The organism is Muriicola sp., from assembly GCF_049669965.1.
Taxonomy (GTDB): domain Bacteria; phylum Bacteroidota; class Bacteroidia; order Flavobacteriales; family Flavobacteriaceae; genus Muriicola.
In genome coordinates this window covers 1-14,429 of sequence record NZ_JBATLB010000162.1, presented here as the reverse complement: position 1 = coordinate 14,429, position 14,429 = coordinate 1, and the positions used below count along the sequence as shown (strand labels likewise).

Sequence of the window (14,429 nt, the reverse complement as noted above, 5' to 3'; positions counted from 1 at the left end):
ATGGCAATGTTATCCTCTAATTCGGGCGTTCTATAGCAGGTCTGTACCTGTTTTATTTTAAAGGTCTCATAATATTCATTGAAAATAATAGAGGTCACCGCCTTATTTTGATATGCCGGATCAATCCCAATGAGATAGAATATTACATCCTTGCTTCGTTTTCTGGCTCTTAACAAATGAAAAAACCCAAAAGGGAAAAGTTTTCCTTTAGCTTTTTGCAATGCCTCAGAAAATGAAGGCATCACAATGGCAAAGGCGACAAGTTTGTCCGAACTGTCTACTACGAACTTAATATACTCCGGATTAATAAAACTTATATACTTCTTTTTAAAATAGGCCTTTTGAATAGGTGTTATGGGGACAAAAGAAGATAATTTTGCATAGGACTCATTAAAAAGATCGAACATCTGGTCTACCCATGGCATTATTTCAGAGGATTTGCTAAAGTTTATTTCTCTAAGTCCGTAGCGTTTCTTTATCAGCACATGTAATTTTTTAAAGAGGACCGGGTCCACATTACTGTTCGGAAATTTATTCTCCTCAAAGCCTTTTTCTTTTACAAAGCCCATACGTTCATAATGTGCCTGATAGTATGGATAATTGTACCAGGTGATCATCGTTCCAATATGGTCAAAACCTTCTGTTAGCACTCCCACTTTATCCAGATTTGAAAACCCCACCGGCCCTTCCATAAATTCCATCTGATGTGTTTTGGCTAACTCCTGTACCTTCGCTATAAGGGCATCGGTTACGGCCGCATCATCTATAAAGTCGAACCAACCGAATCGCATTTTGCGCAATTTTTGCTGATTTACTTCTATCCAGTTGATCATAGCAACTACTCTTCCAACGATTCTACCCTCCTTATAAGCAAGAAAGAACCAGGCATCTGCATTTTGAAATACCGGATTCTTCGTTTTATCAAATGATTCCATTTCACCTTTGATCAAAGGTGGCACCCAATAGGGGGAATCCTTGTATAAGGAAAAAGGAAAGGTTACAAATTTCTTTATTTCAGACTTGCTGACAGCCTGTTGAACGGTTACCATAATACCCTGCTTTACTTGGTCAATATTAGGAATTATTGACCATAGAATAAAGACTTGGACTCATTTAATACAGAGATAGTGTAAACACTCTAAGCATTAAGCCGTGGAAAGATTACTGATTTTTGCGTTTGGCCTTGCGTTCTAGTTTGCGCATTTTTTTCTTGGAAATACCAGGGAGGCTGTTCTCATCGTCTTTTTTAAAGGCATTCTTCTTGATAAAGTCACCATTCTGCCCAGCTTTTTGATCATCGAGTGCTTTTATCTCATCCTGGTGGAAATCTACGCGATACGAGAAGCCAAGAGCTCCAAACATCCTGGTTGGTGTTTTTTTGATACTGGCACCCACATTTATGTCGGCCTGGAAACTTTTGCTGAATAAATGGGCAATACCGGTTCTGAATAGGATGTCTGCGTAGCGGTCGCTTTTTATTCCCTGATTTTCGATAAAAACACTCCACTTCGGGTTTTTAAAAGCGTGCGAAAGGGAAATGAGGTATTCCATTTCAGGAAAATCTGTACCGATCTTATCGTAAATCAGATTTGAGATCAATACCAGCCTGGAGGTAATACTGCTTTGGGTAGCGATCATGGCCCTGGGTGCCACTATAGGGTCTTCCGGATAAAAGGGATTATCACCCAAGGTAAACGTCGCTCCTGCATATACAGAGACGGCCGGGACCAGATCTTTGAGTTGGAACTTATTGTTTGCCCGCCAGCTGTACAAATTTGGTTTGGTACGTTCAGGGTTTTTATAGGGATCGTAAAGCAAATATTTAATTCCCAATCTATTCCTGGAAAAATCGGATCTTTTCTCATTCCTGTCTAAGGCCGTATACGTTATATCTTGCTGTACATAGGTGCCTTCATAGGAGATCTCCAGTGCTTCGCGAAAAAAACCATACCGAAGAGCAAGATCGGCGCCCATAAAAGTTGATTCTTGAGACAGCTCCGTATGGTCCCTCTGTTCATAAAGAAATCCGGTCTCGGCCTGTATTACTCCTTTACCAACTGCATAGGCGCTTACGGAGAGTCCGGGTCTATTGGAATTTATAACATCTGTATATTGACTGTTCCCCGTAAATGGAAGTGCAGAACAAAGAAAAATGATATAAAGATGAAAAGGATTGGTGCGAAAGCATACTTTCATTAGACGCTATTTTATTAAACTTTTAAGACATTTGTGCTGCTATTACAACGTTGGAATTGTACTTTTGATATAAATAGGTTTTAAAATATGGGTTTTTTAAAGACACTATTGATCATCATTTTGGTGTATTACCTGCTCCGTCTAATAGGAAGGTGGTTGGCCCCAAAGGTTTTCAATTATGCGGCGAAAAAGACTGAAAGACACTTCAGGGAAGCCTTTGAACAAGCAAACATGGGTGGAAACACCGGGGATCAGAAAGTTCAGGACTTACATAATTCTCAAAAATCTAACAATTCCAGGACCTCTTCGAAGGAAGTTGGAGAGTATATAGATTTTGAAGAAATAGAATAACTTAAGCATATAAGGTTCAATGAAGGGTATCTCCAAAGAATTTTTCACCCACTTTTTTGTAGTCACTTTTTTTGTGGTAGTAGCTTTGGCCTATTTCCATCCGGTGTTACAGGGGAAGGTAATAGAACAGTCAGACATCGTCCAATACACGGGTATGGCCAAGGAGCAAAACGACTTCAGAGAGGCCAAGGATGCGGAGCCCTACTGGACCAATGGAGCGTTCGGTGGTATGCCTACCTATCAACTAGGGGCCAATTATCCTCATAATTATGTAAAAAAACTCGATAAGGTTTTGCGATTTTTGCCCAGACCGGCAGATTATCTATTTCTATACTTCCTGGGCTTCTATATCCTTTTGAGTTGTATGAAGATAGATTATAGGCTGGCTGTATTGGGAGCTCTTGCCTTTGGGTTTTCTACGTACCTGATCATTATTCTTGGGGTTGGTCACAATGCAAAGGCTCATGCCATTGCATATCTTCCAATGCTTTTGGGAGGAATTCTGCTCACCTTCAGAAAACAATACTTCTGGGGTTTTATCCTTACTGCTATTGCAATGGCTCTTGAGATTAACGCCAATCATTATCAGATGACCTATTACTTTATGCTATTGGTATTGGTGTTAGGATTGGTAGTATTGATCGATGCAGTCAAAAAACGTACCCTGGCTGCTTATTTTAGCTCTATCGGGATTCTAGTACTCGCAGTAGTACTTGGAATAGCAGTAAATGCTACGGCACTAATGGCCACCAAGGAATACGCAGACTGGAGCACACGTGGCACCTCAGAACTCACTATAAACCCGGATGGTACACCCAAGGAAACAGTAGCCGGTTTAGACAAAGAATATATAACACAATACAGTTATGGTATAGCAGAATCCTTAGACCTGTTCGTGCCAAGAATGTTTGGAGGGTCTAATAGCGAGAACCTGGGAACAAAGTCGAAAACTTACGAGTATTTAACAAATCAGGGGCTTCCAAGATCACAAGCTTTGGAATTTTCAAGTGGACTTCCCTTGTACTGGGGAGATCAGCCAGGAGTAGCGGGTCCTGCCTATTTGGGGGCAATCTTGGTGTTTCTTTTTGTATTGGGGTTATTTTTAGTAAGAGGTAATACAAAATGGTGGTTGTTAGGAGGAGTAGTGCTATCCCTTTTACTATCATGGGGTAAGAACTTTGGTGTTCTTACCGATTTTATGATCGATTATTTCCCTTTGTATAATAAATTCAGGGCTGTTTCTTCCATTCAAGTGGTATTAGAATTGTGTGTCCCTATTCTTGGTATTTTAGGACTTTCAGCCATAATAAAAAAAGAGGCACGGGTATCTCAAAAGTTAAATGCCCTTAAATTATCCCTGTTAATTACGGGTGGTTTAGGGCTCCTCATTTTATTGTTAAAGGGGATGTTTGATTTCAGCGGACTAAATGACGCTGCTTATTTGCGATATTTTGGTGATGAGGTATTGGCCATGATCAAAAGAGACCGAGAGGCCGTGTACCTTAGTGACAGCTTTCGTTCTTTGATCTATGTGATCCTGGCAGCTGCGGTACTTTGGTTATTCATCAAGTCAAAGATCAAACAAACCACACTCATAGTGATCCTAGGCGCGCTGATCTGCCTGGATCTGGTAGGGGTAGCCCTGCGATATGTTAACGGGGAGGATTTTGTTTCCAAGCGAAGGATGAATACTCCCTTTGTTGCAGAGGCAGTAGACAAACAGATATTATCAGACACTACGGTGTATAGGGTATATGATACCTCTGAGGGTTTAAATGGAGCCAGGACGTCGTATTTTCACAAGTCAATAGGAGGATATCATGCAGCCAAGCCAGCTATTATACAAGACCTTTTTGACTATCACATTTATCAAAATAACAGGCAGGTACTGAACATGCTTAACGTAAAGTACGTGTTACAACAAAATGAAGAAGGACAGCGCGTTGCCGCTGTAAATCCGGAAGCCAATGGCAATGCCTGGTTTATAGAACTTTTGTTCCCGGTGCGCTCTGCCAATGAGGAAATTATGGCGCTAGACAGCCTAGATCTAAGTTCAGAGGCCGTCGTAAATACACAAGACTTCCCTCTATTGAATAAATTCAGATTTGAGGTAGATTCTACCTCCAACGTTAGATTGCTAGAATACCAACCCAACAGACTCGTGTATGTGTCCAGCAATGGCCAGGAAGGGGTGGTGGTATTTTCAGAGTTGTATTATGCCAATGGATGGAACGCCTATTTAGATGGCAAAAAAGTGCCGTATTTTAAAGTGAACTATGGCTTAAGGGCATTGCAAGTACCATCTGGGGAACATAAAATTATGTTTGCCTTTGAACCAGAGGTAGTACAAAGGGGTAGTACTATTTCTTTGGCGAGCTCCTTGTTACTGGTAGTGATATTAGTAGGAGGAGGTTTTTTCACGTTCTGGAGACGTAAAAAACTGAAACAATAAACATGAAGAAGGTACTCATCGTGACCTATTATTGGCCCCCGGCTGGTGGACCGGGCGTTCAGCGATGGCTTAAATTCATTAAATATTTACCGGAGAACGGAATTGAACCCATTCTTTACATCCCAAAGAATCCGCACTATCCAATAACCGATTCGTCCTTAATTAAGGAAATTCCGGAAGGTCTAACCATCTACCGCAATTCAATTTGGGAGCCCTATAAGTTAGCCTCATTGATTTCCAGTAAAAATACCAATCGGATAAGTTCGGGGATCATTAAAACAAAAAAGCCTTCATTTTCAGAGCGGATGTTTCTTTGGATTAGGGGGAATTTTTTTATTCCGGATGCAAGAAGATCCTGGGTAAAACCTTCTATTAAGTTTTTGTCAGAGATCATTACAAAAGAAAAAATACAAATAGTGATCACTTCAGGTCCACCACATAGTTTGCATCTGATAGGGGTAGGGTTAAAACAAAAGCATGGATTAACATGGATAGCAGATTTCAGGGATCCCTGGACCTCCATTGGGTACCATAAAGCGTTGCGCTTAACCAGGAAATCCCAAAAAAAACATCAGGCCTTAGAACATAGGGTGCTGAATGAGGCAGATAAGATCCTGGTTACCAGCAAGGCTACTGAAACGGAATTCCGAACTAAAACTACCAGACCAATATCTGTGATCACTAATGGATATGATACGGACTACGAAGGTGGGGCAGCCTTAGATACTGGGTTTACCATCTCCCATATTGGCTCCCTTTTATCAGAAAGAAATCCTATCGTGCTCTGGCGTGTTTTATCGGAATTGGCAAGAGAACATTTAAGCTTTAAACAATCCTTACAAATTAAATTGGTTGGCGTGATAAGTGAAGAAGTGCTCAATGAGATCAAAAAATATGATTTGGAAAGTGCTTTGGAAGTGATGCCGTATGTGCCACATGAGGAGGCACTGTTAATGCAAAGGAGTTCACAGATACTACTATTGGCTGAGATCAATAAGGACGAGACCATGGGAATCATTCCTGGAAAATTATTTGAATATATGTCGGCCAGACGTCCTATATTGGCCATTGGCCCCCCTGGGTGGGAAGCAGCAGAGCTGATTCGGGAAACCAAGGCGGGTAATGTGTTTACCTATGAGGATGCGAAAGAGCTAAAAGAGACTATTTGGGAATGGTTTATTTCCTATCAAAATAACTCGCTCCAAATGCCCATCACCAGGATAGAAAAGTATAGCAGAAAGGAACTGACTAGAAAATTAGCAGCACAGATATAATGGGAATTGTATTTAAACAGTCATTGAGCAATATGGTTATTACCTATATAGGTTTTGCCATTGGAGCCATCAACACACTGTTTCTGTATGCCCGCTTTCTAACAGATACCTACTATGGGCTGGTAGGTGTTATTTTGGCAACCTCGGCCATTTTAATGCCGGTTTTAGCGCTGGGTGTTCCCAACACCATGATCAAGTTTTTTAGTGTATATGAGGACAAGAAAGCACAGGATATTTTTCTTGGCTTTATGCTCGTACTTCCCCTTTTATTGATCATTCCCCTCGGGGCTTACAGCCACCTGGCAAATGAGGCAATTGGCAGTTTTATAGGACAGCGAAACATAATTGTGCAGGACTACGTATGGCATATTTTCCTGATCGCATTAGCGATGTCCTATTTTGAGATCTTCTATTCCTGGTCCCGGATTCATATGAGATCGGTCTTTGGTAATTTTATGAAGGAAATCTTTACGAGGGCAGGCGTAATGCTTTTGCTTTTTGGAGTGTATACAGAATATATCTCTATTGATCTGTTTCTAAAGGCATTGGTGGGGCTCTATTTAATGCGAACACTGATCATGATGTTGTATGCGTTTGGGTTGAGAAAACCAAGCCTTAGATTTCAGATCCCTGCCAATGTCAGAAGCCTCTTAACCTATAGTTTTCTTATCATTCTAGGGGGTTCCACAGCTGTGGTCCTTTTGGAGGTGGATAAATTTATGATCAACCAATTTATTGAAATCGAGAAGGTAGCCTATTATACCGTAGCAGTTTTTATAGCCACGGTGATCTCAGTTCCTTCGCGTGCCATGCATCAGATCACCTATCCCATGACAGCAGCTCTGTTAAATCAAAACGATAAAGCAGGACTTCAGGTTTTGTATCACAAAAGTTCACTTACGTTACAGATCATTTCCGGACTCATTTTTATACTGATCCTTTTAAATCTGGGAGATCTATATCTTCTCTTACCGGAAAATTACAGAGGCGGTTTTAATATTGTATTGCTGATTGGTCTGGCAAAGTTGTTCGATGCAATGCTGGGGAATAACAACGCCATCCTTTATAATTCTGATCATTACAGGGCCATACTGTTTTTAGGCGTGCTCCTGGCAATTTGTACTATCCTTTTCAATTGGTACCTCATTCCGAGAATAGGTATTGAGGGTGCGGCCCTAGCTACTTTTATGGCCATATTTATCTACAATCTGTTGAAACTTATTTATGTTAAATACACCTTGGACCTCCAACCATTTACAATGGAATCATTTAAGGTGATCTTTCTGATAATCCTTATATGTGCGCTCTTTTTTGCCTTGCAGTTTCCTTTTCATCCCTTACTAAATATTGCTCTAAAAAGCCTTCTTATAACGGCCATGTATGTAGGCGTCTTGTATCGTTTTAAAATATCCGAGGATGTATTTGGGGTTTTATCTAAGTACCTGGGATCTAAGAAATAATAATTTATTAGAGGTTTACACAAATGAATCTGAAAGGGTTTCAATGAAAAACCCCGCAGGGACGAATCCGCTACGGGGCTAACCAACTAACCAACCTAAAAACTATCTTATTGTACTCGTCTGCTTTTATTTCGAGTTACATTAGTCTTACTTGCCGTTCTTGCTGAGGCTTTAGGACCACTTCTTTTAGTACTAACTGTCTTGCGACTAACTGTTGTTCTTTGTGCGCTTTCCGGGCGCTTTGTAACAGTCTTAGATCTGCTGTTGACAGTTTTGCCTTGGGTGCGCTCCACCTTTCTGGTGGCTACGGCTTTCTTGGCACTTGTTCTGCCAGTGGTAATTGAACTGCTTCTGTTCACCGGGGTAGTTCTGTTTACCCTCGCCTGTTTGTCAGATCTTTTACTATCCGCACTTTTGTTAGTGCGTATTGTTTCAGTCCTGGAGGCTGTTCTGTCGGTTTCCATTGAACGGTTCCTGTTCACCGGGGTAGTTCTGTTTACCCTGGACTGTGTATCAGATCTTTTACTATCTACACTTCTGTTAGTGCGCATAGTTTCAGTCCTGGAGGCTGTTCTGCCGGTAGTAGCCACCTTATTGCTACGTCCGCTTTTTAAATCTCTTCCTTGACCGTTAGTTCGCGCATATCCGTCGTCCCTTCTGCTATTGTTATTTCTGGCCACCACACGCCTGTCATTTCTATATACAGATGTTCTTTCTGACCTGTTATTATAACGATAGTTCTTTCCTACCGCCGCATAGGCTCTTCTGTAATTCCTGTTATAAGGCCTGTAATAGGTGTAACGAACCGGAGCATAATACCTTCTGTAAGGTCTGTTGTATACCAGGCAGAAACCTAGTGCGGGTCTGGCAAAATATGTGTGAAATGGATTGAAGGTATAATACCTGTTGTACACATTGATATATCCATTAAACCTGCTAAACAAACCTCGGTTGTTATAATAGACATTCAAGCCGCCAACACGTCTAAGTCTGCCGTTGTTGTACCAAACATTGATGCCACCTATCTGAGAGACGCGGCCGTAATAGTCATAGAATACGGGTACATTCTCTATCTGAATCACTGCGCCATAGTCATCGTACTGAACAAAAGGACTATAGTCAAATCCGGAATTAAAGGTAACATTGGCCCTTCCAATATTAACGTTGGCACCAAAATTTACCTGGTTGTCCATGTAAAAATCGAACTCACCATCTGGATAAACGGAGAAAGTAATTCCATTTTCTACAAAAATGACAGAGTTATTATAACGAAATGCATTGCTGATTTCGACATTTTTTTCCAAGGTTGTGGCCCCTACTGAGCTGCTCAGTGCGAAGGCTCCTAAAATGAGTAGTAGATTTTTCATGACACAAATTTTAAAAATTTAGAATGTAACTATTTACATTCGCTATGGATATACCAAACAGCGTGCCAAAAAATTAAAAATATATTTAATACATTGATAATCAGTATTTTAAAAATACAATATATCCTCAAATCTTCCCTTTGATACTCAAAAAGGGCCATAAAAGAACCCACTCGGGAAGGTGGAATGCGGATGTAGAAAACACTAGAACAATTACCCTAATTTTGAAGAAAGATAGGCAGAGGTATGTCCTTTTTTGGCGGCAACAACTTCTTCAGGGGTGCCTTCAATCACCAAATGCCCGCCCTGTTCTCCGCCTTCCGGACCTAAATCTATGACATAATCTGCACATTTGATCATCTCTAAGTTGTGTTCAATCACCAGTACAGAATGTCCCCTGCCAATCAGGGCGTTAAATGATTTTAACAATTTTCTGATGTCGTGAAAATGAAGTCCGGTGGTTGGTTCATCAAAAATAAAGAGTGCTTTCTCTTTGGAAGCTCCTTTTACGAGGAATGTGGCCAATTTAATTCGTTGTGCCTCGCCACCAGATAGGGTAGAGGACGACTGCCCCAGTGTCACATAGCCAAGGCCAACATCCTGTAAGGGTGTAAGTTTAGCGACAATTTTACTTTGATCGTGAAGTTGAAAAAAGTTAAGCGCGTTATCAATGGTCATATGTAAGACGTCATCTATATTAGCCCCTTCAAAGTTAACCTCGAGTATTTCTTTTTTAAAGCGTTTTCCTCCACATGTATCGCATTCCAGATGAACATCGGCCATAAATTGCATCTCTACAGTGATTTCACCTTCTCCTTTGCATTTCTCACAGCGTCCGCCATCTACATTAAAGGAGAAATGTTTGGCCTGATAGCCACGTAGTTTGCTTAACTTTTGAGCAGCAAATAAATTACGGATGTCATCATACGCCTTTATATAGGTCACAGGGTTGGAGCGGGAAGACCTACCAATAGGATTTTGGTCTACAAATTCTATATGCTTAATATCCTTGTATTTCCCTTCAATGTTAGTGTGCTGCCCTGCCTTGGTTCCGTATCCGCCCAATTCTTTTAACAGGGCTGGATAAACGATCTTTTTTACGAGCGTGCTCTTACCACTGCCCGAAACACCGGTGATAATAGTGAGCATATTGAGCGGAATGGTCACATCGATATTTTTTAAATTGTGCTCGCGAGCCCCTATGACCTTTATAAAATTAGGACTGGTTCTGCGTGTAGTGGGGATGGTTATTTCCTTTTTCCCATTGAGGTATTCCGCTGTTAATGAACTGGCCATTAGGATCTCGGCATATGTTCCACTCGCTACAACTTCTCCTCCAAAAGTACCTGCTTCAGGTCCTATGTCAATAATTTGGTCTGCTGCTTTCATAATGTCTTCGTCGTGCTCTACCACAATGACAGTATTTCCCAGATCCCGCAGGGAACAAAGTACTTCGATCAAATTCTCCGTATCCCTTGGGTGAAGTCCAATACTGGGTTCATCCAGAATATACATAGATCCCACCAGACTACTTCCCAGGGAGGTGGCCAGATTAATACGCTGACTTTCACCGCCCGAGAGGGTGTTCGATTTTCGATTGAGGGTTAGATACCCCAGACCTACCTTGTCCAGGAAGCCCAGACGGGTATTGATCTCTTTTAGTAATCTACTGGCTATCTTTTGGTCGTGATCCGATAGTACGAGATCTTCAAAAAAGGATCTTAAATGGATAATCGGACTCTCCACGAGATCTGATATGGACCGTCCATTGATCTTTATGTAGTCTGTTTCTTTTCGCAATCTTTTCCCTTTACATACCTGGCAGCGTGTTTTACCGCGATATCGGGAAAGCATCACACGATTTTGGATCTTGTAGCTCTTATCTTCTAATTGTTGAAAGAACTTGGTGATTCCTATGAAATGTTCATTTCCTTCCCAAACAAGGCTTTTTTGCTCTTCTGTTAATTCAAACCAGGGTTTATGGATAGGAAAGTCAAAAGTATAGGCAGCATTTACTAACTGATCCCTATACCAACTCATACTTTCACCTCGCCAGGGGAAAACGGCATTTTCATATACGGAAAGGGAGGTATTGGGTACTACCAGATCTTCATCGATCCCTATAACATCCCCGTACCCCTCACATTTGGGACAGGCGCCATAGGGATTATTAAAACTGAATAGATGCACATTAGGCTCTAAAAAAACCATTCCATCTAGCTCAAACGCATTGCTGAAAGCAGTTTCCTTTCCTGTCGCGACTTCTTCGATGATACAATCCCCTTTTCCTTCAAAGAAGGTAGTGTCTACCGCATTCGCCAGACGGTTGTAAAAATCCTCATCATCTTTTTTTACGATCCTATCTACCACCAGGTAAAGTTGATCACCTACTTTCTGATGCAACTCCTCATCAATTCTATGGATCGTTCCCCCGTATTTTATTCTTGCATATCCCTGCTTAGAAAGTAGTTGCAGTGTTTTTTTCTTATCCCTGTCTTCAGGAATAGTAATAGGCGCCAGGAGTAAGAGCTTGGTATTTTCTTCAAATTGCTTTACAAAAGATACGACGTCCGTTACCGTGTGTTTTTTAACCTCTTTTCCCGAAATAGGGGAATAGGTCTTGCCAATTCGGGCAAATAATAATTTTAAATAATCATAGATCTCCGTACTTGTCCCAACAGTAGATCTGGGATTGGTAGCATTCACCTTTTGTTCTATGGCAATGGCGGGAGCGATTCCTTTAATGGAATCTACTTTTGGTTTATCTAATTTGCCTAGGAACTGCCTGGCATAGGAGGAAAGGCTTTCTACGTAACGCCTTTGACCCTCTGCATAGAGCGTGTCGAACGCCAAACTCGATTTTCCTGAACCCGAAAGCCCGGTAATCACCACAAATTTATTCCTGGGGATCACCACATCTATATTTTTTAGATTGTGCAGCTTAGCCCCTTTAATAATGATGTTGTGCTTTGGATCTACCTCTGTAATTGTGGTCATATGAATATGAAAGTTGCAAAGATACAATATGTCAAAACCAAACACCAACTGAATAAATAAGGGAACTGAAAAATGTTAAATACTCTCCTTAGTCATTGATAACTCATATTTTTTCTATCTTTGAAGTGTTAATCAATCAAAACTCTGCCTATACAGCAACATTACTTTTTTGAAAAGGATTAAAAAAGTCGCATCCTACACATCTTGCGGCCCCTGAATTGAACCAAAAAAGTAATTGTATGCAAAAAACAACGATTGACGATGCTATTCTCATTAGTAATTATATCAATGGTGACGAAAGAGCCATTGAAATACTGATCAAAAAACACAATCAACGCCTAAGTAGTTATATTTATTCCAAGGTACACGATATGTCCATTACTGAGGATATATTTCAGGATACCTTTATTAAGGTAATCAGCACCTTAAAACGCGGCAGCTATAATGAAGAAGGTAAATTCTTGCCCTGGATCATGAGAATTGCCCACAATCTTATCATTGATCATTTTAGGCGCAATAAACGAATGCCCAAATATCAGGGAAATAAGGAGTTTAATATTTTTTCTGTGCTAACAGATGATAAATTGAATGCAGAGAAGCAATTGATCAAAGAACAAATAGATCAGGACCTGGAAGTGCTCATTGCTCAATTACCCAAAGATCAGCGTGAGGTTTTGAAAATGCGAATTTTTCAGGATATGAGTTTTAACGAGATAGCGGAGAATACAGAGGTGAGTATTAACACAGCCTTGGGACGTATGCGCTATGCTCTGATCAATCTGCGCAAGATCATTGAGAAGAACCAAATAGTTTTAACGAATTAATGGGCCTTAGAACGAGGAATTCCATGATTGCTCCATATCTGCCGTTATTTAGACGTAACAACAGATTCTATGGAACAGATTTACTCAAAGCACCCAAGACATTGTAAGCTGGTAACAGCGAAACCCTCTACGGTAGACTTTCTCCTCAACTATTCAAAGTCCTTACATATAAGTAAGGTGAAGGGAATGACAATTGAGAACATTTTGAATTAATGGAGATTAATCCCATAACCTCATAGGGGTTCATAACATATTGAATTTATACTTCAAAGGCACTTTTACATAAAGTGCCTTTTTCTATTTGGGTTTCCGCCCTGCATTACTTCACAGCAGGCAACAGAACTTAGCTTAATTATAATGCTACTAATTACGAATGTGGTTGTTCACATCAAGAATCGGCTGTTTTACAACATAGTTTTTCCTGAGGGGCACTGTTTGGGTACTTTTAAATTGTAATTGAAAATCAAGTAACTCAAATTATTATAACAAGCTGATTTAATTAGGCTTACAGACAAACTCTAAAGAAACCAATAAAAGAAAATCTAACTATGAAACCACTAAGGGACGACTCACTACTAGTTAATGATTACATCAGCGGGGATGAAAAATCATTAGAAATTCTAATCAACAGACACAACCAGAGAATCAGCAGTTTTATCTATTCGAAGGTAATGGACCGTGATGTAACGGAAGACATTTTTCAGGATACCTTTATAAAGGTGATAAAAACACTTAAAAAAGGGAATTATAGCGAAGAAGGAAAGTTTCTTCCCTGGGTAATGCGCATCGCACACAACCTGATCATAGATCATTTTAGAAAAAACAAACGCATGCCTAAATTTGAAGGCAGTGACGATTTTAATATTTTTTCTGTCATAGGAGATGACAAATTGAACGCAGAGAAACAGATTATTAAGGATCAGATAGACAGCGACTTAAGTTTGCTTATTGAGGAGTTGCCAGATGATCAGAAGGAAGTGCTATTAATGCGTATCTACAAAGACATGAGTTTTAAGGAAATCTCTGAAAACACCGGAGTGAGTATTAACACAGCATTGGGAAGAATGCGCTACGCACTTATTAATCTCAGAAAGATCATTGACAAGCACAACATCGTATTGACAAATTCGTAGTTCACAAAAACTTTTTACAATATTTCCATATAGGTTGCGTTATCTAGTCATAACGACATCACAATCATATGGAAAAAATTTACTCAACTAAAAAAAATGCCTTTGACATTCCAAGAGTAGGACCAGAGACCATTCAATTACTGGTGGCTTATTCTAAAGCTCTTAGAATTATAAATCACAGGCAGTTCAGTTTCGAAGTGATTCTGAACTAAGAACTACGGCTCGCATTAGCGGGCCTTTTTTTTTGCGTATTCCTGAAGTACTTTCTTTCTTCCTATAGTTTGTGTAATGAGGTCTTTTTCCAGATTCCACCCACGTGCGGGAGAATACTCTCTTCCATACCAAATGATCTGAAGGTGCAGGTCATTCCATAAT

The 14,429-nt window shown here is 40.3% G+C and carries 11 protein-coding genes and 1 pseudogene; 7 read left to right on the top strand and 5 right to left on the bottom strand.

Going from position 1 to position 14,429, the window contains the following annotated elements; genetic code table 11:
- Positions 1–1,049: GTP cyclohydrolase (locus WBM49_RS08720; RefSeq protein WP_424371667.1), on the bottom strand; the 1,049-nt coding region annotated here is incomplete at its 3' end.
- Between the two features lie 112 nt (positions 1,050–1,161).
- Complete coding sequence (locus WBM49_RS08715; protein WP_424371666.1) at positions 1,162–2,196, bottom strand: transporter; 1,035 nt, start codon at positions 2,194–2,196, stop codon at positions 1,162–1,164.
- An 87-nt stretch (positions 2,197–2,283) separates the two neighbouring features.
- Between WBM49_RS08715 and WBM49_RS08710 the strand changes: the two genes are divergently transcribed.
- Genes WBM49_RS08710 through WBM49_RS08695 form a run of 4 tightly spaced genes read left to right on the top strand, consistent with a single transcriptional unit; the run spans position 2,284 to position 7,733 of the window.
- The gene (locus WBM49_RS08710; RefSeq protein WP_424371665.1) at positions 2,284–2,547 is read left to right on the top strand and encodes a DUF4834 family protein; all 264 of its coding nucleotides are present in this window, start codon (positions 2,284–2,286) and stop codon (positions 2,545–2,547) included.
- 19 nt (positions 2,548–2,566) lie between these two features.
- Complete coding sequence (locus tag WBM49_RS08705; RefSeq protein WP_424371664.1) at positions 2,567–4,999, top strand: YfhO family protein; 2,433 nt, start codon at positions 2,567–2,569, stop codon at positions 4,997–4,999.
- 2 nt (positions 5,000–5,001) lie between these two features.
- Entirely contained in the window at positions 5,002–6,273 is a 1,272-nt protein-coding gene (locus tag WBM49_RS08700) for a glycosyltransferase family 4 protein (protein WP_424371663.1), read from the top strand.
- Positions 6,273–7,733: a polysaccharide biosynthesis C-terminal domain-containing protein gene (locus WBM49_RS08695; protein ID WP_424371662.1), complete on the top strand. Its 1,461-nt coding sequence runs from the start codon at positions 6,273–6,275 to the stop codon at positions 7,731–7,733. The genes WBM49_RS08700 and WBM49_RS08695 overlap by 1 nt, the downstream gene beginning before the upstream one ends.
- 107 nt (positions 7,734–7,840) lie before the next feature.
- Here WBM49_RS08695 and WBM49_RS08690 read toward each other — a convergent pair whose 3' ends face one another.
- Positions 7,841–9,100: a hypothetical protein gene (locus WBM49_RS08690; protein WP_424371661.1), complete on the bottom strand. Its 1,260-nt coding sequence runs from the start codon at positions 9,098–9,100 to the stop codon at positions 7,841–7,843.
- Between the two features lie 213 nt (positions 9,101–9,313).
- The gene (gene uvrA / locus WBM49_RS08685; protein WP_424371660.1) at positions 9,314–12,097 is read right to left on the bottom strand and encodes an excinuclease ABC subunit UvrA; all 2,784 of its coding nucleotides are present in this window, start codon (positions 12,095–12,097) and stop codon (positions 9,314–9,316) included.
- Positions 12,098–12,336: 239 nt separating this feature from the next.
- On the opposite strand from uvrA, the gene WBM49_RS08680 reads away from it, so the two are divergent.
- From WBM49_RS08680 to WBM49_RS08670, 3 genes are all read left to right on the top strand, one after another.
- Complete coding sequence (locus WBM49_RS08680) at positions 12,337–12,921, top strand: RNA polymerase sigma factor (RefSeq protein WP_424371659.1); 585 nt, start codon at positions 12,337–12,339, stop codon at positions 12,919–12,921.
- A 548-nt stretch (positions 12,922–13,469) separates the two neighbouring features.
- Positions 13,470–14,054, top strand: coding sequence for an RNA polymerase sigma factor (locus WBM49_RS08675; protein ID WP_424371658.1), 585 nt, complete (start codon positions 13,470–13,472; stop codon positions 14,052–14,054).
- 68 nt (positions 14,055–14,122) lie between these two features.
- Positions 14,123–14,266, top strand: a complete 144-nt coding sequence (locus WBM49_RS08670) for a hypothetical protein (RefSeq protein ID WP_424371657.1) — start codon at positions 14,123–14,125, stop codon at positions 14,264–14,266.
- A 15-nt stretch (positions 14,267–14,281) separates the two neighbouring features.
- Here WBM49_RS08670 and WBM49_RS08665 read toward each other — a convergent pair.
- A pseudogene (locus WBM49_RS08665) lies at positions 14,282–14,429 on the bottom strand (endonuclease III); the annotation flags it as partial.

Excerpts from the sequence above, each read along its gene's own strand:
- WBM49_RS08715 (WP_424371666.1), bottom strand. The coding sequence starts at position 2,196 with ATGAAAGTATGCTTTCGCACCAATCCTTTTCATCTTTATATCATTTTT.
- WBM49_RS08710 (WP_424371665.1), top strand. The coding sequence starts at position 2,284 with ATGGGTTTTTTAAAGACACTATTGATCATCATTTTGGTGTATTACCTG.
- WBM49_RS08705 (WP_424371664.1), top strand. The coding sequence starts at position 2,567 with ATGAAGGGTATCTCCAAAGAATTTTTCACCCACTTTTTTGTAGTCACT.
- WBM49_RS08700 (WP_424371663.1), top strand. The coding sequence starts at position 5,002 with ATGAAGAAGGTACTCATCGTGACCTATTATTGGCCCCCGGCTGGTGGA.
- WBM49_RS08695 (WP_424371662.1), top strand. The coding sequence starts at position 6,273 with ATGGGAATTGTATTTAAACAGTCATTGAGCAATATGGTTATTACCTAT.
- WBM49_RS08690 (WP_424371661.1), bottom strand. The coding sequence starts at position 9,100 with ATGAAAAATCTACTACTCATTTTAGGAGCCTTCGCACTGAGCAGCTCA.
- uvrA (WP_424371660.1), bottom strand. The coding sequence starts at position 12,097 with ATGACCACAATTACAGAGGTAGATCCAAAGCACAACATCATTATTAAA.
- WBM49_RS08680 (WP_424371659.1), top strand. The coding sequence starts at position 12,337 with ATGCAAAAAACAACGATTGACGATGCTATTCTCATTAGTAATTATATC.
- WBM49_RS08675 (WP_424371658.1), top strand. The coding sequence starts at position 13,470 with ATGAAACCACTAAGGGACGACTCACTACTAGTTAATGATTACATCAGC.
- WBM49_RS08670 (WP_424371657.1), top strand. The coding sequence starts at position 14,123 with ATGGAAAAAATTTACTCAACTAAAAAAAATGCCTTTGACATTCCAAGA.